At 41.2% G+C, this 19817-nt stretch carries 18 protein-coding genes; 14 read left to right on the plus strand and 4 right to left on the minus strand.

What is annotated here, in order from left to right; translation table 11 throughout:
- Position 1: 1 nt before the first annotated feature.
- The 6 genes from msbA to tcdA are packed head-to-tail and all read left to right on the plus strand — an operon-like array spanning position 2 to position 5138.
- The gene (gene msbA / locus MTF64_RS06330; RefSeq protein WP_248450922.1) at positions 2 to 1747 is read left to right on the plus strand and encodes a lipid A export permease/ATP-binding protein MsbA; all 1746 of its coding nucleotides are present in this window, start codon (positions 2 to 4) and stop codon (positions 1745 to 1747) included.
- A complete protein-coding gene (gene lpxK / locus MTF64_RS06335) occupies positions 1744 to 2724 on the plus strand; it encodes a tetraacyldisaccharide 4'-kinase (RefSeq protein WP_248450923.1) in 981 nt (326 codons plus the stop codon). The genes msbA and lpxK overlap by 4 nt, the downstream gene beginning before the upstream one ends.
- Positions 2714 to 2911: a Trm112 family protein gene (locus MTF64_RS06340; RefSeq protein ID WP_004586692.1), complete on the plus strand. Its 198-nt coding sequence runs from the start codon at positions 2714 to 2716 to the stop codon at positions 2909 to 2911. Before lpxK ends, MTF64_RS06340 begins: the two co-directional genes overlap by 11 nt.
- Positions 2899 to 3660 (plus strand): 3-deoxy-manno-octulosonate cytidylyltransferase, encoded by a 762-nt coding sequence (gene kdsB, locus MTF64_RS06345; RefSeq protein ID WP_248450924.1) that lies wholly within the window; start codon positions 2899 to 2901, stop codon positions 3658 to 3660. The genes MTF64_RS06340 and kdsB overlap by 13 nt, the downstream gene beginning before the upstream one ends.
- A 2-nt stretch (positions 3661 to 3662) precedes the next feature.
- Entirely contained in the window at positions 3663 to 4334 is a 672-nt protein-coding gene (locus tag MTF64_RS06350; RefSeq protein ID WP_248442252.1) for a TIGR01621 family pseudouridine synthase, read from the plus strand.
- On the plus strand, positions 4335 to 5138 hold the full coding sequence (gene tcdA, locus MTF64_RS06355) for a tRNA cyclic N6-threonylcarbamoyladenosine(37) synthase TcdA (protein ID WP_248450925.1): 804 nt from the start codon (positions 4335 to 4337) through the stop codon (positions 5136 to 5138). It begins immediately after the preceding gene.
- A 1-nt stretch (position 5139) separates the two neighbouring features.
- Here the strand turns inward: tcdA and MTF64_RS06360 are convergent, their stop codons facing one another.
- The 3 genes from MTF64_RS06360 to MTF64_RS06370 form a co-directional block, all read right to left on the minus strand.
- Positions 5140 to 5556 carry a SufE family protein gene (locus MTF64_RS06360; protein WP_248450926.1) on the minus strand — a complete coding sequence of 139 codons (417 nt, stop codon included), beginning with the start codon at positions 5554 to 5556 and terminating at the stop codon, positions 5140 to 5142.
- Between the two features lie 13 nt (positions 5557 to 5569).
- Entirely contained in the window at positions 5570 to 6796 is a 1227-nt protein-coding gene (locus MTF64_RS06365; protein ID WP_248450927.1) for a SufS family cysteine desulfurase, read from the minus strand.
- Between the two features lie 110 nt (positions 6797 to 6906).
- A complete protein-coding gene (locus tag MTF64_RS06370) occupies positions 6907 to 8193 on the minus strand; it encodes a citrate synthase (RefSeq protein WP_138611481.1) in 1287 nt (428 codons plus the stop codon).
- A 416-nt stretch (positions 8194 to 8609) separates the two neighbouring features.
- Here MTF64_RS06370 and sdhC point away from each other — a divergent pair, with 416 nt between their 5' ends.
- The 8 genes from sdhC to sucD all read left to right on the plus strand — a co-directional run bounded on the left by sdhC (position 8610) and on the right by sucD (position 18477).
- Positions 8610 to 8987 (plus strand): succinate dehydrogenase, cytochrome b556 subunit, encoded by a 378-nt coding sequence (sdhC, locus tag MTF64_RS06375; protein ID WP_084554498.1) that lies wholly within the window; start codon positions 8610 to 8612, stop codon positions 8985 to 8987.
- Complete coding sequence (sdhD, locus tag MTF64_RS06380; protein WP_004586684.1) at positions 8978 to 9325, plus strand: succinate dehydrogenase, hydrophobic membrane anchor protein; 348 nt, start codon at positions 8978 to 8980, stop codon at positions 9323 to 9325. Before sdhC ends, sdhD begins: the two co-directional genes overlap by 10 nt.
- Positions 9326 to 11098: a succinate dehydrogenase flavoprotein subunit gene (gene sdhA, locus MTF64_RS06385; RefSeq protein WP_004586683.1), complete on the plus strand. Its 1773-nt coding sequence runs from the start codon at positions 9326 to 9328 to the stop codon at positions 11096 to 11098. It begins immediately after the preceding gene.
- 10 nt (positions 11099 to 11108) lie between these two features.
- Positions 11109 to 11825, plus strand: a complete 717-nt coding sequence (locus MTF64_RS06390) for a succinate dehydrogenase iron-sulfur subunit (RefSeq protein ID WP_004586682.1) — start codon at positions 11109 to 11111, stop codon at positions 11823 to 11825.
- Between the two features lie 89 nt (positions 11826 to 11914).
- On the plus strand, positions 11915 to 14734 hold the full coding sequence (locus tag MTF64_RS06395; protein WP_004586681.1) for a 2-oxoglutarate dehydrogenase E1 component: 2820 nt from the start codon (positions 11915 to 11917) through the stop codon (positions 14732 to 14734).
- Positions 14735 to 14737: 3 nt separating this feature from the next.
- On the plus strand, positions 14738 to 16261 hold the full coding sequence (gene odhB / locus MTF64_RS06400; protein ID WP_024033546.1) for a 2-oxoglutarate dehydrogenase complex dihydrolipoyllysine-residue succinyltransferase: 1524 nt from the start codon (positions 14738 to 14740) through the stop codon (positions 16259 to 16261).
- A gap of 177 nt (positions 16262 to 16438) precedes the next feature.
- Positions 16439 to 17605 carry an ADP-forming succinate--CoA ligase subunit beta gene (gene sucC / locus MTF64_RS06405; RefSeq protein WP_004586679.1) on the plus strand — a complete coding sequence of 389 codons (1167 nt, stop codon included), beginning with the start codon at positions 16439 to 16441 and terminating at the stop codon, positions 17603 to 17605.
- Entirely contained in the window at positions 17605 to 18477 is an 873-nt protein-coding gene (gene sucD, locus MTF64_RS06410; RefSeq protein ID WP_004586678.1) for a succinate--CoA ligase subunit alpha, read from the plus strand. Before sucC ends, sucD begins: the two co-directional genes overlap by 1 nt.
- Positions 18478 to 18539: 62 nt before the next feature.
- Here sucD and MTF64_RS06415 read toward each other — a convergent pair whose 3' ends face one another.
- Entirely contained in the window at positions 18540 to 19610 is a 1071-nt protein-coding gene (locus tag MTF64_RS06415) for a DUF3083 family protein (protein WP_138611479.1), read from the minus strand.
- Positions 19611 to 19817: the final 207 nt, after the last annotated feature.

Raw genomic sequence — 19817 nt, forward strand, 5'->3', positions numbered from 1 at the left:
TATGAGTCAAAGTACTACACAAATTTATAAACGGTTGATTTCTTACGTTGGTGATTATAAAAGCGTTGCCTTCGTCGCTATTATTGGAATGATCGGCTATTCGGGTATGGATGCTTTATTTATTCAATTAATGAAACCCTTTATTGATGAAGGTCTAAACCAACGTAATAACGAAGTGCTAGCTTATGCCCCATTTGTGGTAATTGCGCTGGTAATAGGGCGTGGCCTGTTTAATTTTATGTCTTCGTATTGCCTAAGCTATGTAGGCTCGCAAGTAGTTCGTTCGTTACGCCAGCAGTTATTTGAACACATATTACATTTGCCTGTTTCGTTTCATGATAAAAACTCAACAGGTGATTTAATTTCAAAAATTACTTTTGATACAGAACAAGTTCAGCAAGCAATCACCAAAGCACTGTTAATTGTTGTAAGAGAAGGCGCTTTTGTCGTTTTTCTACTTGCCCTTATGTTTTATACCAGCTGGCAGCTTTCGCTGATTTTTTTAGTGATCATTCCATTAGTGGCAATTATTGTAACGTTTGTGTCTAAACGCTTTCGCCATATTTCAAAAAATATACAGTCTGCAATGGGGCAGGTCACCCGTAGCTCTGAGCAAATGCTAAGTGGACACAAAGTTATTCATGGCTTTGGTGGGCAAAAACAAGAAATCGACCAGTTTTCAAAAATCAATAATCATAATCGCCAGCAACGTATTAAAATGGATGCCACTAAAGCGTTAAGCGTGTCGGTAATTCAAGTGCTTGCAGCAAGTGCAATGGCTGTTATTTTGTGGGTTGTATCTATGCCTTCAATGATAGATACGATCAGCTCTGGCGATTTTATGGTACTCATTTCTTCTATGATGATGCTTTTACGCCCGCTTAAACAATTAGCAAACGTGAACAGTGATATGCAGCGCGGTATTTCTGCAGCGCAAAGTATTTTTTTAGTTTTAGATGAAGAAATTGAAAAAGACAAAGGTACTTACACCGTAGATAAGGTGAAGGGCGAAATTGAGGTTAAAAACGTTACCTTTAAATACCCAACTAAAGATGAAGCTGTTTTAAATAACCTATCAATAAGTATAAAAGCCGGTGAAAGCATCGCGCTTGTAGGGCGCTCAGGCTCGGGTAAATCGACTATTTCTAACTTATTACCGCGTTATTATGATTTAGAAGCACCAAGTGAAATTTTATTAGATGGCGTTGCGCTTGAGAAATATAAACTGGCTGATTTACGCCGCCAGTTTGCCTTAGTATCTCAGCAAGTTGTGTTGTTTAACGACACAATTGCCAATAATATTTGTTATGGTATAAGCCGCGAAATAACACCGCAGCAATTAGAAGAGGTGGTTAAACAAGCTCACGTGTGGGAATTTGTTAAAGACCTACCTGAGCAACTCAATACCATGGTCGGTGAAAACGGGGTGATGCTCTCTGGTGGTCAACGTCAACGTATAGCAATTGCTCGTGCTATATTAAAAGATGCACCTATTTTAATTTTAGATGAAGCAACTTCAGCCTTAGACACAGAGTCTGAAAAACTAATTCAGCAAGCTCTTGATACCCTTATGAAAGACAAAACGTCTATAGTCATTGCCCATCGTCTTTCAACCATTGAGAACAGCGACAAAATATACGTTATTGATGGTGGTCGGGTGATTGAAAGTGGCGATCATCAGAGTTTATTAGCTAAAGATGGTACTTATTCAGCTCTATGTAAAATGCAGTTTGGTGAGCACGGGTGAGTAAAATAGAGCAAAGCTGGTATAAACCATTTAGTTTTATAACGCTACTTTTACTGCCATTAGCTGCGCTTTTTTGGTTTATTTCAAGCATTAGGAAATGGTTTTTTAAAGTTGGCTTTGCCACGCCTTTTAAAGCTAAATCTAAAGTGATTGTGGTGGGCAATATAAGTGTAGGTGGAAATGGCAAAACGCCATTTGTGTTATGGCTTTACGAATACTTGTCAGAGCAAGGCCTAAAAGTGGGCATTATCAGCCGAGGCTACGGCGGTAAAGCCAACAGCTACCCGCTGGTGGTAGAGCGCGGTGTAACAAGTGCACAAGCCGGTGATGAGCCAATACTTTTATTTAATCGCTTAAAATGTCCGCTTGTTGTCGGACCCGATAGAAAAGCCAACATTACATTATTAGAGCAGCAATTTTGTGTGGATGTCATAATCTCAGATGATGGTATGCAGCATTATAAAATGGCGCGCGATATAGAGTGCTGCATTGTTGATAGCCAAAGGCGATTTGGTAATGGCTTTGTTATGCCTGCAGGGCCACTACGTGAAACCACAAACAGATTAAATAGCGTTGATTTAGTGATTGAAAACGGGGGAGATGAATCCCTTAGCTACGTTTTGCAAACTGGTGCACTTAAACACGTTGCTAACAATACCCCTGTGAATAAAACCATTGAAAAAGGCCATGCGGTAAGTGCCATTGGTAACCCACAACGTTTTGAAGATTCATTAAAGGGTCAAAATATTCAGCTGCTTTCGACTCATCATTATCGAGATCACTATGCTTATAGCATGGCTGATTTTACTCAATTTAATGATGATAACGTATTAATGACAGAAAAAGATGCAGTAAAATGTAAAGACTTTGCAAAAGATACTTGGTATTACCTACCCGTAAATGCAAAACCTACAGACGCTGTAATACATAAATTAGATTTATTATTAAAACAAAAAGGGATCCTCAATGGCCTTTGATACAAAATTACTTGAAATAATTGCTTGTCCTGTGTGTAAAGGAAAGCTTCGTTTTGATAAAGAAAATGCAGAACTTATCAGTACTGCAGCTAAACTTGCATACCCAGTACGCGATGATATACCGGTACTTTTAGAAAATGAAGCGCGCGAGCTATCTCAAGATGAGGTTGATAAGTGGAATTCGTAGTTGTTATACCTGCACGTTACGCGTCTACCCGTTTGCCTGGCAAGCCATTAGCTGACATATGCGGTAAACCTATGATTCAACACGTGTATGAAAAAGCGTGTTTGTCAGGTGCAAGTAAAGTGGTTATTGCAACCGATCATCAAAAAGTTTTTGATGCTGTTAAATTGTTCACAAACGATGTGCTGATGACGCGAGAAGATCATCAATCGGGTACTGAACGTTTAGCAGAGGTTGTTGACCTACTTAAGCTAGACGCAGAAACCCTGGTGGTAAATGTACAAGGCGATGAGCCATTACTTGCCAGCGAAAACGTATCGCAAGTTGCCACTTTACTAAATAATTCAAGCGCGCCAATGGCAACATTAAGTGTAGCCATTGAAGAGCAAGACGAAGTATTTAATCCTAATGCCGTGAAGGTTGTTAGTGATATTAATAAAAATGCGTTGTACTTTTCGCGGGCCAATATTCCGTTTGATAGAAGCGCAATGTTAAATAACGACAGTGTGTTAGATATAACGCCTTTTCAGCGCCATGTGGGTATATATGCTTATCGTGCGGGCTTCATTAAGCAGTATATTGAGCTAAGTGTATCGCCGCTTGAAGTACTTGAGTCGCTAGAGCAACTTAGAGTGTTGTACCATGGTTACGCTATTAAAATTGAGCAGGCCAAAGTAACACCACATGCAGGGGTTGATACGGCCGAGGATTTAGAAAAAGTGATTGCCTACCTAAAAGCTAAGCAAGCCTAATAATGGTTAAAAGTGAATTACCCATAGTATTTAGCCACGCTGATTTTTATATATTTGAAAAACCAGCGGGGCTTAATTTTCACTCAGAAGGTGAAAAAGGGTTTGTGGTATTAGCTGAGCAGCAAACTGGCGAAAAATTATTTGCTGTTCACCGCCTTGATAAAGTGACATCTGGCCTTATTATTCTTAGTCGCAATAAAGAAGCCGCTGCTAAATTTACGTCTCTTTTTACTGAGCACGCAATAAACAAGTTTTATTTAGCTATAAGCAATGCTAAACCTAAAAAAAAGCAAGGGTGGATAAAAGGTGATATGGCTAAGTCTCGCAGGGGCATGTTTAAGCTTTTACCGACCCTGCAAAACCCGGCCATTACCCGCTTTTATTCTTTTAGTTATAAGCCGGGGTTTAGAGCGTATATTTTAAAGCCGTATTCGGGTAAAACCCACCAACTTAGAGTGGCATTAAAAAGTTTAGGGGCGCCAATTTTAGGCGATACACTTTATAGTGGCACCGCAGCTGAGCGGGCGTATCTTCATGCCTATGCGTTAAGTTTTTTATGGCATGGGGAGCAAATTAATTGCTCTTTGCTACCTACTACGGGTGATGAGTACCAGCAATTAATTAATCATCAAGAATTTCAAGCATGGCAATCGCCATGGCAACTGGATTGGTAAATGAGCGAAAAAGTAACAGATATTCGTTTTGGCGGGATCAAACGCCTATACGGTAACCAACAATTTGACTGGCTACAACAAGCCCATTTTTGTGTAGTGGGGATAGGCGGTGTAGGAAGTTGGGCCGCCGAAGCTTTAGCACGTACAGGCGTGGGTAAAATCACTTTAATTGATTTAGATGATATTTGCGCGACGAACGTAAATAGGCAAATTCATGCACTTAGCGGCAGTATTGGCCAAGCCAAAGTAGATGCAATGAAAAGTCGCTGCGAACTGATAAACCCAGCGTGTAAAGTAACTGTGATAGATGACTTTATTACTCTTGAAAATATTCGTGAGCATATTCAAGGTTTTGATTACGTTATTGACTGTATTGATGCAGTTAAAGAAAAAGCGGCGCTTATTGCTCATTGTAAGCGCAATAAAATGCCTATTATTACTACTGGCGGCGCGGGTGGGCAAACTGATCCTAGCCAAATAACATTTGGTGATGTGGCTAAAACCACGCAAGATCCGCTACTTGCTAAAGTGCGTTATATTTTACGCAAACAATATAATTTTAGTAACAACCCTAAACGCAAATTTAATATTGATTGTGTGTACTCAACTGAGCAACTTGTTTACCCAGGCAGTGATGGCAGTGTATGCCACGCTAAACAAAATGCTGATGGTACAATGAATATGGATTGTAATAACGGGTTTGGCTCGGTAACTATGATCACCGGAAGTTTTGGCTTTTTTGTAGCGGCTAAAGCGGTACGTAAATATTTAGATAAAAAACAGCGTTTACAACAAGCTCAATAGTTTAATTGAGCTTGTTAGTTGCCATGCTTTGAATTGCCTCGACCATGGCTTTTATTCCGTTCCCTCGAGATGCACTAAGGTGTTTAATTAAGCCTAACTTTTCAAATTCGTCATACGCATTAATATTCACGACTTCTTCAGGTGTTAAGCCATTATAAAGCGCTAAAATTATCGCTAATAAGCCTTTTACAATGCGAGTGTCTGAGTCGCCAATAACCACTAAACGATTCTCGCTATCGTCAAACTCCATAAACATCCACACTTTGCTCTCACACCCTGGCACCAGTGAGTCATCGGTTTTAAGTACATCCGCTAAAGCGGGAAGTGTTTTGCCCAGAAGCATTATTTCGCGATATTTTTGCTGCCAAGATTGCGCCTGTTGTATAGGTTTTACTACGTTTTTAAACGTATTTGTCATGAGTTATCCTAAATTAGTCTAATAATTCAATCGTTTCTTTCAAGGCATTGATGAAATTATCAACATCTTGGTGGGTATTATAAAATGCAAAGCTTGCTCGAACAGTGCCTTTTACCCCTAAATGGTGCATTAATGGTTGCGTACAATGGTGTCCACTGCGTACTGCAATACCAAATCCGTCAAGCAAAGTTGCCAAATCGTAAGGGTGTTCACTTTTATAATTAAAACTAAGGGTGCCAATATTGTTGTTTAGGTCGCTATAAATAGTAATACCGTTAATTTTACTCAACTGTGTAGCTGCATAATTAAAAATAGCCTGCTCATGGCGCTGTAACTGTTCTATGTTTAGGGCTGATAAATAATCAATTGCTGCACTGAAGCCAATGACGCCGGCTATATTTGGGGTGCCGGTCTCAAATTTAGCAGGAGCGTCTCTGTAGGTGCTTTTTTCAAGCGTTACAGTATCTATCATCTCACCACCCGTTTGATACGGGGTAAGCGCATTAAGTAATTCATAGCGACCATATAAGCCCCCTACACCCGTAGGGCCAAGCATTTTATGCGCTGAGAATACATAAAAATCGCATCCAAGCTGCTTTAAATTAGGGCGTAAATGCATGGCTCCTTGTGCGCCATCAACAACAACTAACGTGCCGACTGCTTTCGCTGCAGTTATTAATGGGCCTAAATTGGTAATATTACCTAATGCGTTAGACGCTTGGCTGATACACAGCACCTTTGCTTTAGTATGCGTGATCATGTCTATACAGCGCGCTATATTAAACGTCGCATTTTGCTCAAGGGGGAGTGCAGATAGCGTAGCCCCGGTATTTTGCGTTAATACCTGCCAAGGTACAATATTAGCGTGGTGCTCAAGGGGTGTAATTAAAACCGTATCTTCACCAGTAATTTGCCTTTGTAGGCCATGAGCAAGTAAATTTAGCGCCTCTGTTGCGCCTTTTGTCCAGACGATTTCTTTAGCATTTACGTTAAAGTAATCCGCTGTTTTTAATCTTGCTGCTTCATATTGTTCTGTAGCGCGCTCGCTTAAAGTATGGCGGCCTCTGTGAACGTTTGCGTTGCCTAAATTATAAAAACGAGACGTTGCATCAATAACGCTTTGTGGTTTTTGCGAGGTTGCGCCAGAGTCTAAATATACTAAAGGGTTGCCATTAAGGGTTTGGTTTAACGTAGGGAAGTCGTTGCGGATTTTTGTTATATCAAACTCTTGAGAAGGCATGGCTATTCAACATCTATAAATTTAGGCAGGAATTGTAATCGGTTTCATAAAATTGACAAGCAAAGCACACAAAAAAGGCCGCAAAAGCGGCCTTTTTTAACTAACTAAGCTTAGCGCTTGTCAGTTGATACGAAGTCACGTTGAGTGTAACCAGTATACATTTGACGAGGGCGGCTGATCTTATGACCAGGTTGAGATAGCATCTCATCCCAGTGAGTGATCCAACCAACAGTACGTGCCATTGCAAAAATTACAGTGAACATGCTTGTTGGAATACCAATCGCTTTTAAGATAATACCTGAGTAGAAATCAACGTTAGGGTAAAGTTTCTTCTCTACAAAGTATGGGTCTTCAAGGGCAATCTGTTCAAGCTTCATTGCAATATCAAGAAGCGGATCTTGAATGTTAAGCTCTTCTAATACTTCGTGACACGTTTGACGCATTACTGTAGCGCGTGGGTCGAAGTTTTTGTAAACACGGTGACCAAAGCCCATAAGACGGAACGGATCAGACTTATCTTTTGCTTTTGCTACGTACTCATCAATACGATCAACAGAACCAATCTCTTCTAACATGTTTAAACATGCTTCGTTAGCACCGCCGTGAGCAGGGCCCCAAAGAGATGCGATACCCGCTGCAATACATGCATATGGGTTAGCGCCTGAAGAGCCAGCTAAACGTACTGTTGACGTTGAAGCGTTTTGCTCATGATCAGCATGAAGCATGAAGATTTTATCCATTGCTTTAGCTGTAACAGGGTTAACTTTGAATTCTTCAGCCGGTACAGAGAACATCATGTGTAAGAAGTTTTCTGCGTAGCTTAAATCGTTACGTGGGTAAACAAACGGTTGACCAATGTTTGTTTTGTACGCCATAGCTGCAATAGTCGGTAATTTAGCGACAAGTTTAATAGCGCTTGTTTTACGTTGGCTTGCATCAGTAATATCAAGATCTTCGTGGTAAAAAGAAGATAATGCGCCTACTACACCACATAGCATTGCCATTGGGTGAGCATCGAAGCGGAAACCTTGGAAAAAGTTAGCAATTTTCTCATCAAGCATGGTGTTATGCGTGATTTCTTTTGCAAATGCATCGTATTGCTCTTTAGTTGGTAACTCACCGTTTAATAGTAAGTAACAAAGCTCGATGTAGTTAGAGTCTTCAGCTAATTGCTCAATTGGGTAACCACGGTGAAGTAATACACCTTTACCACCATCAATGTAGGTGATTGCAGATTCACAAGAGCCAGTCGACATGAAACCTGGGTCATAAGTAAAGTGACCGTGTGAACCTAACGTACGTACGTCGATCACATCTTGGCCAGCAGTGCCTTGATAAATTGGAAGTTCGATTGGATCTAGTCCATCAATATGGACTGTGGCTTTTTTATCTGCCATCTATGTATCTCCTATTAAGATATCTATTCTGATTTTTAGATTTTTAAAGTTCTGAAATCTTGTTTTAAGCACATCTTCGCATTTTAACGTGAAAGAGGGGGTTAAAGTCAATTTTTATAAACATTATGCATATATGTATAATAAATATTCGGTATTAATTAAATATTATACTATCGGCTAATTCGCAAACGTCTCTAACTAAACAAGAATTGTAAAACAACCTTTGGGTATATATACTATCGGAGGTTTTAAACCGCTTTGTATTTAGGTAAACATATTTTTACAGCGTAATTTTTGCAGATTTGTGAACTTTTGCTGTATTGACACGTTTACTTTGATAGTTCCACCAGAAATTTTGGTGGGTTTTAGAAAAACAAGTAGATGAGCTCCAATGTGAGCAAGATGGGCAAGTAACTGTGAAAAAGCAAAGACCTGTAAATCTAGATCTAACAACTATATCTATGCCGGCAACGGCTAAAGCATCAATCTTTCACCGCGTCACCGGTGTTGCATTATTTTTTGCTTTAACGTTTGTCATTTGGGCTTGGTCTGAGTCTCTTTCTTCAGCTGAAGGTTTTGAATTCGTCAAGGGTCTGTTTAGCGGATTCATTGCCAAATTCATAGCTTGGGGCACACTTTCTGTATTGGGTTATCACCTTATTGGTGGTATCCGTCACATCATTATGGATATGGGCCACTGGGAAGAACTTGAATCAGGTAACCTTAGCGCTAAAATTGCAATGGCACTTGGCGTTGTATTTGCCGTACTGGCAGGGGTGTGGATATGGTCTTAAATCAAGCAACTCTTAAACGTGATGGTGTACAAGATTTCGTATCTTTACGTACCACGGCACTAGTAATCACCGCATACGCGATTTTTATTATCGGCTATTTTTTAGCAACGCCAGAAGTCACTTTCGAAGCCTGGACAGGCCTATTCTCTAATCTAGCAATGAAGGGTTTTACACTTATTACTCTTGTATGCATGATGGTTCATACCCGCATTGGCCTTTGGCAAGTTTTAACGGATTACGTTAAAAACGCTAAACTACGCGCTGTTTTAGGCTTTGTATTAAACCTGATGGCCGTTGCTTACGTAGCTATTGGTCTAATCGTTTTATGGGGTGTTTAAGTGAAATATTCTGTTCGTGAATTTGACGCCGTAGTAATTGGTGCAGGTGGTGCTGGTATGCGCGCTGCTCTTGCCATTACCGAATCTGGCAAAACGTGTGCATTAATATCTAAAGTATTCCCAACACGCTCACACACTGTATCTGCACAGGGTGGTATTACAGTAGCGCTAGGTAATTCACACGAAGACAACTGGGAATGGCATATGTACGACACCGTTAAAGGTTCCGATTTTATCGGTGACCAAGACGCTATCGAATACATGTGTCAAACAGGCCCAGAAGCTATTACTGAATTAGAAAACATGGGTTTACCATTTTCTCGTTTTGAAAATGGCCGTGTTTACCAACGTCCTTTCGGTGGTCAATCGAAAAACTTTGGTGGTGAACAAGCTGCACGTACTGCAGCAGCAGCTGACCGTACTGGTCACGCTTTATTACACCTTCTATACCAACAAAACGTTAAAAACCAAACTAATGTATTCTCTGAGTGGTATGCACTAGATTTAGTTAAAAACGACAATGGCGATGTAGTAGGCTGTACAGCAATTGAGATTGAAACAGGTGAAATCACTTTCTTCAAATCAAAAGCTGTTGTACTTGCAACCGGCGGTGCTGGTCGTATTTTCGCATCAACAACCAATGCTCACATTAATACGGGTGATGGTGTTGGTATGGCAGCCCGTGCAGGCGTTGCTATGCAAGATATGGAAATGTGGCAATTCCACCCAACGGGTATTGCAGGCGCTGGTACACTTGTAACGGAAGGTTGTCGTGGTGAAGGTGGTTATCTTTTAAATAAAGATGGCGAACGCTTCATGGAACGTTATGCACCAAACGCTAAAGACTTAGCGTCTCGTGACGTTGTAGCACGTTCAATGATGACTGAAATCCGTGAAGGCCGTGGCTGTGATGGTCCTTGGGGTCCACACCTTAAGCTGAAACTTGACCACTTAGGTGAAGAAACGCTTAACTTACGTCTACCTGGCGTATGTGACCTTGCTAAAACTTTCGCACACGTTGACCCTGCTAAAGAGCCAATTCCAGTAATACCAACTTGTCACTACATGATGGGTGGTGTTCCAACTAACGTAAATGGTCAAGCGCTACAAATCGATGCTAACGGCAACGAAAAAGTAGTAGAAGGCTTATTTGCAGTAGGTGAAATTGCCTGTGTATCTGTACATGGTGCAAACCGCCTAGGTGGTAACTCATTACTTGATTTAGTTGTATTTGGCCGTGCTGCGGGTAACTTCCTAGGTAAATACCTAAACGAAGTTGAAATTACTAAAGCACCGACAGCATCTGATATTGACGCGTCTCTTGCACGCTTTAACCGTTGGGAAAATTCAACGGCTGGCCAAGGTGAAGACCCAGTTCAAATCAAAAAAGACCTACAACAATGTATGCAGCTTAACTTCTCGGTATTCCGTGAAGGTGAGTCTATGGCGACAGGTCTTAAAGAGCTTAAAGAAATTCGTGAACGTCTGCAGCATGCACGTCTTGATGATAAATCATCAGACTTCAACACGCAGCGTATCGAATGTCTTGAACTAGACAACTTAATGGAAACAGCTTACTCAACTGCAGTAGCTGCAAACTTCCGTACTGAAAGCCGTGGTGCACACTCTCGCTTTGACTACCCAGATCGTGATGACGAAAACTGGTTATGTCACTCAGTATTCAATCCGGTAACGGATGAAATGAGCAAGCGTGACGTAAACTACGCGCCTAAGACGCGTGAAGCGTTCCCACCTAAAGCACGTACCTACTAGGAGCGAGACGATGGCACAAGTACAATTTTCAGTTTATCGTTACAATCCGGATGTTGATAACGCACCTCGTATGCAAGAATATACTTTGCAAACAGAGGAAGGTCAGGACATGATGGTATTGGATGCACTTTTATTATTAAAAGAGCAAGATCCAACATTATCATTCCGTCGCTCATGTCGTGAAGGCGTGTGTGGCTCTGATGGCGTTAACATGAATGGTAAAAATGGTTTAGCATGTATTACACCATTATCTACGCTGCAAAAAGGCGGCAAAGGTACTATTGTAATTCGTCCTTTACCTGGCTTACCTGTGGTACGTGACCTTGTTATTGACATGAGTCAGTTCTACACTCAGTACGAAAAAGTTAAACCATACCTAATTAACGATCAGCCAGCGGCTGGTGAGCGTCTTCAATCTATTGAAGAACGTGATAAATTAGATGGACTTTACGAGTGTATTTTATGTGCATGTTGTTCTACATCGTGTCCTTCGTTCTGGTGGAATCCAGACAAGTTCATTGGTCCAGCAGGCCTTCTTCATGCTTACCGTTTCTTGGCTGATAGCCGCGATACGGCAACTGAAGAACGTTTAGCAGACTTAGACGATGCGTTCAGTGTGTTCCGTTGCCACAGTATCATGAACTGTGTTAGCGTTTGTCCTAAAGGTCTCAACCCGACCAAAGCAATTGGACAAATTAAATCTATGTTATTAAACCGCGCGGTTTAATCACTTAGTAACGTAAGATGGCTAATATTTTTATTAGCCATCTTGTTATGACAACTATTAATTTCTGCGCTAAAGAAAAGGGCTTATAAATGCACGAAGGTGTGATGAAGGCATGGCTAGAATCTTCACATTTAAACGGCGGCAACGTTGCTTATGTAGAAGAGCTTTATGAAGCGTATTTAGATGATGCGACTTCTGTGCCAGAAGAATGGCGAGAAGTGTTCGAACAATTACCAAAAGTAGATGGTGTGGATGTTGAAGTAAAGCATTCAGAAGTTCGTTCACAGTTTGCGGCGCTTGCTAAAAACAAGCATAGAGAGGTAGTGGTAGCAGAGGGTAGTGGCGGTGACCTTAAACAGGTTAAAGTACTACAACTTATTAATGCTTTCCGCTTTCGAGGACACCAAAATGCTAACCTAGATCCATTAGGCATTTGGCAACGAGAGCGTGTTCGAGATTTAGAGCTAGAATACCACGACTTATCTAAAGCTGATTTTGACCGCGAATTTAACGTAGGATCGTTTGCCGTAGGCCGCGATACTATGCCTTTAGGTGAACTATACCAGGCACTTAAAACCACCTATTGTGGTTCTATTGGTGCTGAGTATATGCACATCACATCAACAGAAGAGAAGCGTTGGTTACAACAGCGTTTAGAATCTGTTCAATCACGACCTACTTTTTCTAAAGAAGAAAAACTGCGTATCCTTAAAGGATTAACCGCAGCAGATGGTCTTGAAAAATATTTAGGTGCAAAGTTCCCTGGTGCTAAGCGTTTCTCACTTGAAGGTGGTGATGCGTTAGTTCCTATGCTTAAAGAACTTATTCACCGTGCCGGCGAAAGCGGGCAAAAAGAAGCAGTTATTGGTATGGCCCACCGTGGTCGCTTAAACGTACTAGTTAATGTGTTAGGTAAAAACCCATCTGAATTATTCGATGAGTTTGCTGGTAAACACAAAGACACGTTAAGCTCTGGTGACGTTAAATACCATATGGGTTATTCATCTGACTTTGCGACCAAAGGTGGCAATGTTCATATGGCACTTGCGTTTAACCCTTCTCACCTAGAAATTGTTAATCCTGTGGTTATGGGCTCAGTAAGAGCACGTTTAGACCGTTTAGGTGACAGTTCAGGTAGCAAAGCATTACCTATTACTATCCACGGTGACTCAGCGATTACAGGCCAAGGTGTTGTACAAGAAACATTTAATTTGTCGCAAACAAATGCCTTCTCATGTGGTGGTAGTATCCGTATTGTTGTAAATAACCAAGTTGGTTTTACAACCTCAAAACAAGACGACGTACGTTCTACAGATTACTGTACTGACATTGCTAAAATGGTTCAGTCACCAATCTTCCACGTTAACTCTGATGACCCTGAAGCCGTTGCATTTGTTACACAACTTGCACTTGATTTTAGAAACCAGTTTAAACGTGACGTAGTAATCGATTTAGTATGTTATCGCCGCCATGGTCATAACGAAGCTGATGAGCCTAATGCAACACAGCCTCTTATGTACCAAAAAATTAAAAAGCATGCGGTTCCGCGTTTAATTTACGCTGATCAACTTATGTCTGAAGGCTCATTCACTGAGAGTGAAATTAAAGCATTAGCTGATGAATACCGTAACGGCTTAGATGAAGGTAACTGTGTTGTTGAAGAAATTCAGCCAGAAACTTCGCACTCATCTGATTGGGCAAAATATGTTGGCCATGAGTGGAATGTTGAGTACGACGCAAGCGTACCGGTAGATAAGCTAAAAGCACTTGGCGAACAAGTTGCGCAGTTCCCTGAGCAATATAAAGCACAGTCTCGTGTTAAAAAGATTTACGATGACCGTAAGCTTATGGCAAGTGGCGAAAAACCACTAGATTGGGGTATGGCAGAAACACTTGCTTATGCAACAATTGCCTCTGAAGGCACAGATATACGTTTAACTGGCCAAGACTCAGGGCGTGGTACTTTCTTCCACCGCCATGCTGTAGTACATAGCCAGTCGGATGGTTCAACTTACTTACCTCTTCAAAATTTAAGTGAAGACCAAGGTACTTTTGAAGTATTTGATTCTGTTTTATCAGAAGAAGCGGTACTTGCTTTTGAATATGGTTATGCAACAGCTGAACCTACATCATTAGTCCTTTGGGAAGCCCAGTTTGGTGACTTCGCAAATGGTGCACAAGTCGTATTTGACCAGTTCTTAAGCTCTGGTGAGCAAAAGTGGGGCCGTTTATGTGGCTTAACATGTTTGCTTCCGCATGGTTATGAAGGTCAAGGTCCAGAGCATAGTTCTGCACGTTTAGAGCGTTTTTTACAGCTTTGTGCCGATCACAACATGCAAGTGTGTGTTCCTTCAACACCTGCACAAGTTTACGCTATGCTACGTCGTCAATCAGTTAGACCACTTCGACGTCCATTGATTGTAATGACACCAAAATCACTACTTCGTCACCCACTTGCGGTATCTTCACTTGAAGAACTTTCACAAGGTGTATTCCACAATATGATCGACGAAATCGATGATATTAACCCTGAGAAAGTAGAACGCGTAGTATTTTGTAGTGGTAAAGTTTACTACGAACTATTACAAGAGCGTCGTAAGCTTGAGCAAGATAACATTGCTATTGTACGTGTGGAGCAGTTATACCCGTTCCCGCATGCAGAAATGGACACGATTATGGAACGTTACCAACACGTTACTGATTTTGTTTGGTGTCAAGAAGAGCCACAAAATCAAGGTGCTTGGTACTGTTCGCAACATCACTTTATTGATGCAATCCCACAGGGTGCTAAATTGACTTACGCAGGGCGTAAGGCGTCGGCATCTCCAGCGTGTGGTTACATGTCAGTACATACTAAAGAACAACAAGCGCTCGTTGCAGACGCGCTTACTATACAAAAGAAAGGATAAGCAATGAGCACAGAAATTAAAGTTCCTGTTCTTCCTGAGTCGGTTGCAGATGCTACCGTTGCTACATGGCATGTAAGTGTAGGCGACAAAGTAAGCCGTGACCAAAACTTAGTAGACATTGAAACAGATAAAGTGGTTTTAGAAGTGGTTGCACAAAATGACGGTGTAATTACTGAAATATCACAAGAAGAAGGTGCAACGGTACTTGGCGACCAAGTTATCGGTTTACTTGGTGATGCTGATGCAGCACCAGCAAGTGACAGTGCTCCGGCTAAAGAAGAAGCCGCACCTGAAAAATCAGAAGACGCGCCTGCGGCGCAATCAGCTCCAGCATCAGAAGGTAAAGAAGTGGACATTAAAGTACCTGTACTTCCAGAATCAGTTGCAGACGCAACAATTGCTACATGGCATGTACAACCAGGTGAAGCGGTAACTCGCGACCAAAACTTGGTAGATATTGAAACTGATAAAGTTGTTCTTGAAGTAGTAGCTCAAGAAGACGGTATCATGGGCGAGCAACTAAACGCAGAAGGCGATACTGTACTTGGCGAACAAGTTATTGGTAACGTTAAAGCGGGCGGCGCTCCAGCAGCACCTGCTGCTAAAGCAGAAGAAGCGCCTGCTGCAAGTGAGTCTAACGATAGCTCAGATGTGTTAACGCCGTCTGTACGTCGTTTAATCGCTGAAAAAGGGCTTGATGCGTCTAAAATTAAAGGCACAGGTAAAAATGGCCGTGTAACTAAAGAAGACGTTGATACTTTCTTAAAAGCACCTGCTCCAGCTGCTAAAAAAGAAGCCGCTTCAGCACCTGCTGCACCGATGGGTGACCGTACACAAAAACGTGTACCAATGACGCGCTTACGTAAAACCATTGCTAATCGTTTATTAGAAGCGAAAAACTCAACAGCAATGTTAACTACGTTTAACGAAGTAAACATGAAACCTATCATGGACCTTCGTAAGCAATACCAAGAAGTATTCGAGAAGCGTCACGGTATTCGTTTAGGCTTTATGTCTTTCTACGTGAAAGCAGTAACTGAAGCACTTAAGCGTTTCCCTGACGTAAATGCATCAATTGATGGTGACGATATTGTTTACCACAATTACTTTGATATCAGCATCGCTGTATCTACACCACGTGGTTTAGTTACACCAGTACTTAAAGATTGCGACAAACTATCTGTTGCTGAAATTGAGAAAGGTATTCGTGAATTAGCCCTTAAAGGCCGTGACGGTAAACTAACACTTGACGATATGACAGGTGGTAACTTTACCATTACTAACGGTGGTGTATTTGGTTCGTTACTTTCTACGCCTATTATTAACTTACCACAGTCATCAATCTTGGGTATGCACAAAATCCAAGAGCGTCCTATGGCTGTAAATGGTAAAGTTGAAATTCTTCCTATGATGTATTTGGCACTATCTTACGATCACCGCCAAATCGATGGTAAAGAATCTGTTGGTTTCTTAGTGACTATTAAAGAGTTACTTGAAGATCCAACTCGCTTATTACTGGATGTTTAATCGAGTAGTATGAAATATAAGCTGTGAATGACAATTCACAGCTTTTTTTTTGCGCCTTTGGTGTTACTGGGGTTTTCATGTTAAGCCTTGGGATCTATACTAGGTGCGCAATTTGGGATAGCTGTTTATTTGCATAAATATTCAGCTCTTTTAGTATAAAAAATTGGATAAAGCATCATGAATTTGCATGAGTATCAGGCAAAACAACTTTTTGCCGAATATGGTTTACCAGTTTCTCAAGGTTTCGCTTGCGATACACCTGAAGAAGCTGCAGCAGCTGCCGAAAAAATTGGCGGTGATATGTGGGTTGTTAAAACTCAGGTTCACGCAGGTGGCCGTGGTAAAGCTGGCGGTGTTAAGCTAGTTAAAACAATCGAAGAAGTAAAAGAATTCGCTGCAAACTGGTTAGGTAAAAACTTAGTTACTTACCAAACAGACGAAAATGGTCAGCCTGTTGCTAAAATTTTAGTAGAAAGCTGTACAGATATCGCTAACGAATTGTACTTAGGTGCAGTTGTTGACCGTGCTTCTCGCAAAGTTGTTTTCATGGCGTCTACTGAAGGCGGTGTTGAAATTGAAACTGTTGCTGAAGAAACTCCAGAGCTTATCCACAAAGCAGAGATCGATCCATTAGTGGGTCCTCAAGCTTACCAAGCACGTGAGTTAGGTTTTAAACTGGGTCTTAACCCTACACAAATGAAGCAGTTCGTTAAGATCTTTATGGGTCTTGGCAACATGTTCAACGATTTTGATTTCGCTCTTCTTGAAATCAACCCGTTAGTAATCACAGACGAAGGTAACCTTCACTGTCTTGACGGCAAAATCGGTATCGATGGTAATGCACTTTACCGTCAACCAAAAATCCGTGAAATGCATGATCCATCTCAAGAAGATGCACGTGAAGCTCACGCAGCAAGCTTCGAGCTTAACTACGTAGCACTAGATGGTAACGTAGGTTGTATGGTTAACGGTGCAGGCCTAGCGATGGGTACTATGGACATCGTAAACCTACACGGCGGCAAGCCAGCTAACTTCCTAGATGTTGGTGGCGGCGCGACTAAAGAGCGTGTTTCTGAAGCATTCAAAATCATCCTTTCTGACGATAACGTAAAAGCTGTTTTAGTTAACATCTTTGGTGGTATCGTACGTTGTGACATGATTGCTGAAGGTATCATTGGCGCAGTTAAAGAAGTAGGTGTAAACGTGCCTGTAGTTGTACGTTTAGAAGGTACTAACGCTGAATTAGGTCGTGACGTTCTTAAGAACTCTGGCCTAGATATCATCGCTGCTGAATCACTAACAGACGCTGCTGAGAAAGTTGTAGCTGCTGCGGAGGGCAAATAATGTCTGTATTAATCAATAAAGATACAAAAGTTATCTGTCAAGGTTTCACTGGTGGCCAAGGTACTTTCCACTCTGAGCAAGCGCTTGAGTACGGTACACAAATGGTTGGTGGTGTAAGCCCAGGTAAAGGCGGTCAAACGCACCTTGGTCTTCCAGTATTCAACACAGTACGCGATGCAGTTAAAGAAACAGGCGCAACAGCGTCAGTTATCTACGTACCAGCACCGTTCTGTAAAGATGCAATCTTAGAAGCTATCGATGCGGGCATCGAGCTAATTGTTTGTATCACTGAAGGTATCCCAACACTAGACATGGTTGACGTTAAAGTTAAGCTTGATAACTCTGGTGTTCGTATGATCGGTCCTAACTGTCCAGGTGTTATCACTCCTGGTGAGACTAAGATTGGTATCATGCCTGGTCACATCCACAAGCCTGGTAAAGTAGGTATTGTTTCTCGCTCTGGTACTTTAACGTACGAAGCGGTTAAACAAACTACAGACGCTGGTTTTGGTCAGTCTACGTGTGTTGGTATTGGTGGCGACCCAATCCCAGGTACTAACTTTATCGACGTGCTAGAAATGTTCGAAAAAGATCCACAAACTGAAGCAATTGTAATGATTGGTGAAATTGGTGGTACTGCAGAAGAAGAAGCTGCAGAGTACATTAAAGCTAACGTAACTAAGCCTGTTGTTTCGTACATTGCTGGTGTAACTGCACCAGAAGGTAAGCGTATGGGTCACGCTGGCGCAATCATCGCAGGCGGTAAAGGTACTGCTGATGAGAAATTTGCTGCACTAGAAGCTGCTGGCGTACAAACTGTACGTTCACTTGCTGATATCGGTAAAGCACTTAAAGAGAAAACAGGCTGGTAATCAGTTTGCTTAATCTTTAAAAAGGCTCGCATTTGCGAGCCTTTTTGTTATTGGCTTAAAAATTAGTATGGGTAACTAATGTGTTGAAAAAACCGTACTGATAAATCTTGTCGTTCTTTATTTATTGCCAGCTCTGAGCACATAGCATGTATTGTTTTTTCTATTTGATTCATAAAGCGGCCGTAGCCCATTTCATGTTTATCTTTATGGGTGGCAACAATCACAAAGTGTAGTGACTCTACCAACTTTTCAGCATTGAAAAAAATATGTATTTGCGTGGCTGTGCCATTCACATCAAAACTTATTTTTTGTAATTCTGCATTCCCATCATTTTTATCTATTTGGCTATTACGCACTATGGGCCTTGCACCATTAGCAACCATAGCGCCGTGAGATAATTCGTATCGCTCGCAGCACCCTTTAAATGATTGGGCAAAGTAGTTATAAAACTCAGTGTAATTATTTTTATTTATTAAGCTTTGAAATTGCGTTTTAATGCCGCGTGAAACCGGTATAGAAAACGTTGCATAGGTCATTTCTGCATGCTCGGCGGGTATTTTACATTGGCGAGCTAAATAACGGGGGTATAGGCTTCTAAGTTTGTAGCCGTAACTTTGGTTACAGCCTTTGCTCTTGGCAAATAAGTCATAGGTTAAATGCTGATGATCGCGAAGCTTAAACTGGGGTTGTTCAATAAATAATTGTGTTTGTAAATTATCTAACACTTTTTGCACCCTGCTGTGAAATTGTGCCGAGCTTGCGCGTAAATCATCACCGGTGGCTAAAAATAACAAGCGAATTTTTTTACTTTTAAAAGTAGGGGTGTAGTGTAGTTTGTGCGCCTCGTGGTAACGCGGGTTGTAAAAAAACAACATTTGCTTAGCTGTTTCTAATTGATACGACTCATCATGAAATCTGACAACGGGTAATTTGTCGTTAGCGAGTAGGTGTACATTATGTAGCTCGTATTCATCACAGCTTGCAAATAGTTGCTTGGCAATGCGGGTATAGCAACTATCGATATCGCTAAAACTAGTGTAAAAGTCATCAGTGGGTGTTATTTCAGCGAGTAAATAGTGATTAGCTCGCGCATTTGTTGGTATATAAACTCTGTGTTGTGTAGAACTGGCCATCTTTGAATCCTTTTAAGGAGCTTAAGTTTAGGTACTATAAATGCCTTTCATGACTCAAATATTGCGCTAAAACAAATTTAAGTAATAAACTAATGCACCATTGCCATAATAACTAGAATAAACCCGCATCTAGTGCTGTATGTTAGTGTTTGTTTTTGTAATAATGCATTAGTTTTGTTATCACGAATATTCAGAGGATCGCACTCC

The organism is Pseudoalteromonas sp. 2CM41L, from assembly GCF_023161905.1.
GTDB lineage: Bacteria > Pseudomonadota > Gammaproteobacteria > Enterobacterales > Alteromonadaceae > Pseudoalteromonas > Pseudoalteromonas atlantica.

Coding starts and splice junctions, on each gene's coding strand:
- MTF64_RS06340 (WP_004586692.1), top strand. CDS start 2,714: ATGGCCTTTGATACAAAATTACTTGAAATAATTGCTTGTCCTGTGTGT.
- MTF64_RS06415 (WP_138611479.1), bottom strand. CDS start 19,610: ATGGCCAGTTCTACACAACACAGAGTTTATATACCAACAAATGCGCGA.
- MTF64_RS06390 (WP_004586682.1), top strand. CDS start 11,109: ATGGCACAAGTACAATTTTCAGTTTATCGTTACAATCCGGATGTTGAT.
- sdhD (WP_004586684.1), top strand. CDS start 8,978: ATGGTCTTAAATCAAGCAACTCTTAAACGTGATGGTGTACAAGATTTC.
- msbA (WP_248450922.1), top strand. CDS start 2: ATGAGTCAAAGTACTACACAAATTTATAAACGGTTGATTTCTTACGTT.
- tcdA (WP_248450925.1), top strand. CDS start 4,335: ATGAGCGAAAAAGTAACAGATATTCGTTTTGGCGGGATCAAACGCCTA.
- MTF64_RS06370 (WP_138611481.1), bottom strand. CDS start 8,193: ATGGCAGATAAAAAAGCCACAGTCCATATTGATGGACTAGATCCAATC.
- MTF64_RS06350 (WP_248442252.1), top strand. CDS start 3,663: ATGGTTAAAAGTGAATTACCCATAGTATTTAGCCACGCTGATTTTTAT.
- sucC (WP_004586679.1), top strand. CDS start 16,439: ATGAATTTGCATGAGTATCAGGCAAAACAACTTTTTGCCGAATATGGT.
- MTF64_RS06365 (WP_248450927.1), bottom strand. CDS start 6,796: ATGCCTTCTCAAGAGTTTGATATAACAAAAATCCGCAACGACTTCCCT.
- MTF64_RS06395 (WP_004586681.1), top strand. CDS start 11,915: ATGCACGAAGGTGTGATGAAGGCATGGCTAGAATCTTCACATTTAAAC.
- MTF64_RS06360 (WP_248450926.1), bottom strand. CDS start 5,556: ATGACAAATACGTTTAAAAACGTAGTAAAACCTATACAACAGGCGCAA.
- odhB (WP_024033546.1), top strand. CDS start 14,738: ATGAGCACAGAAATTAAAGTTCCTGTTCTTCCTGAGTCGGTTGCAGAT.
- sucD (WP_004586678.1), top strand. CDS start 17,605: ATGTCTGTATTAATCAATAAAGATACAAAAGTTATCTGTCAAGGTTTC.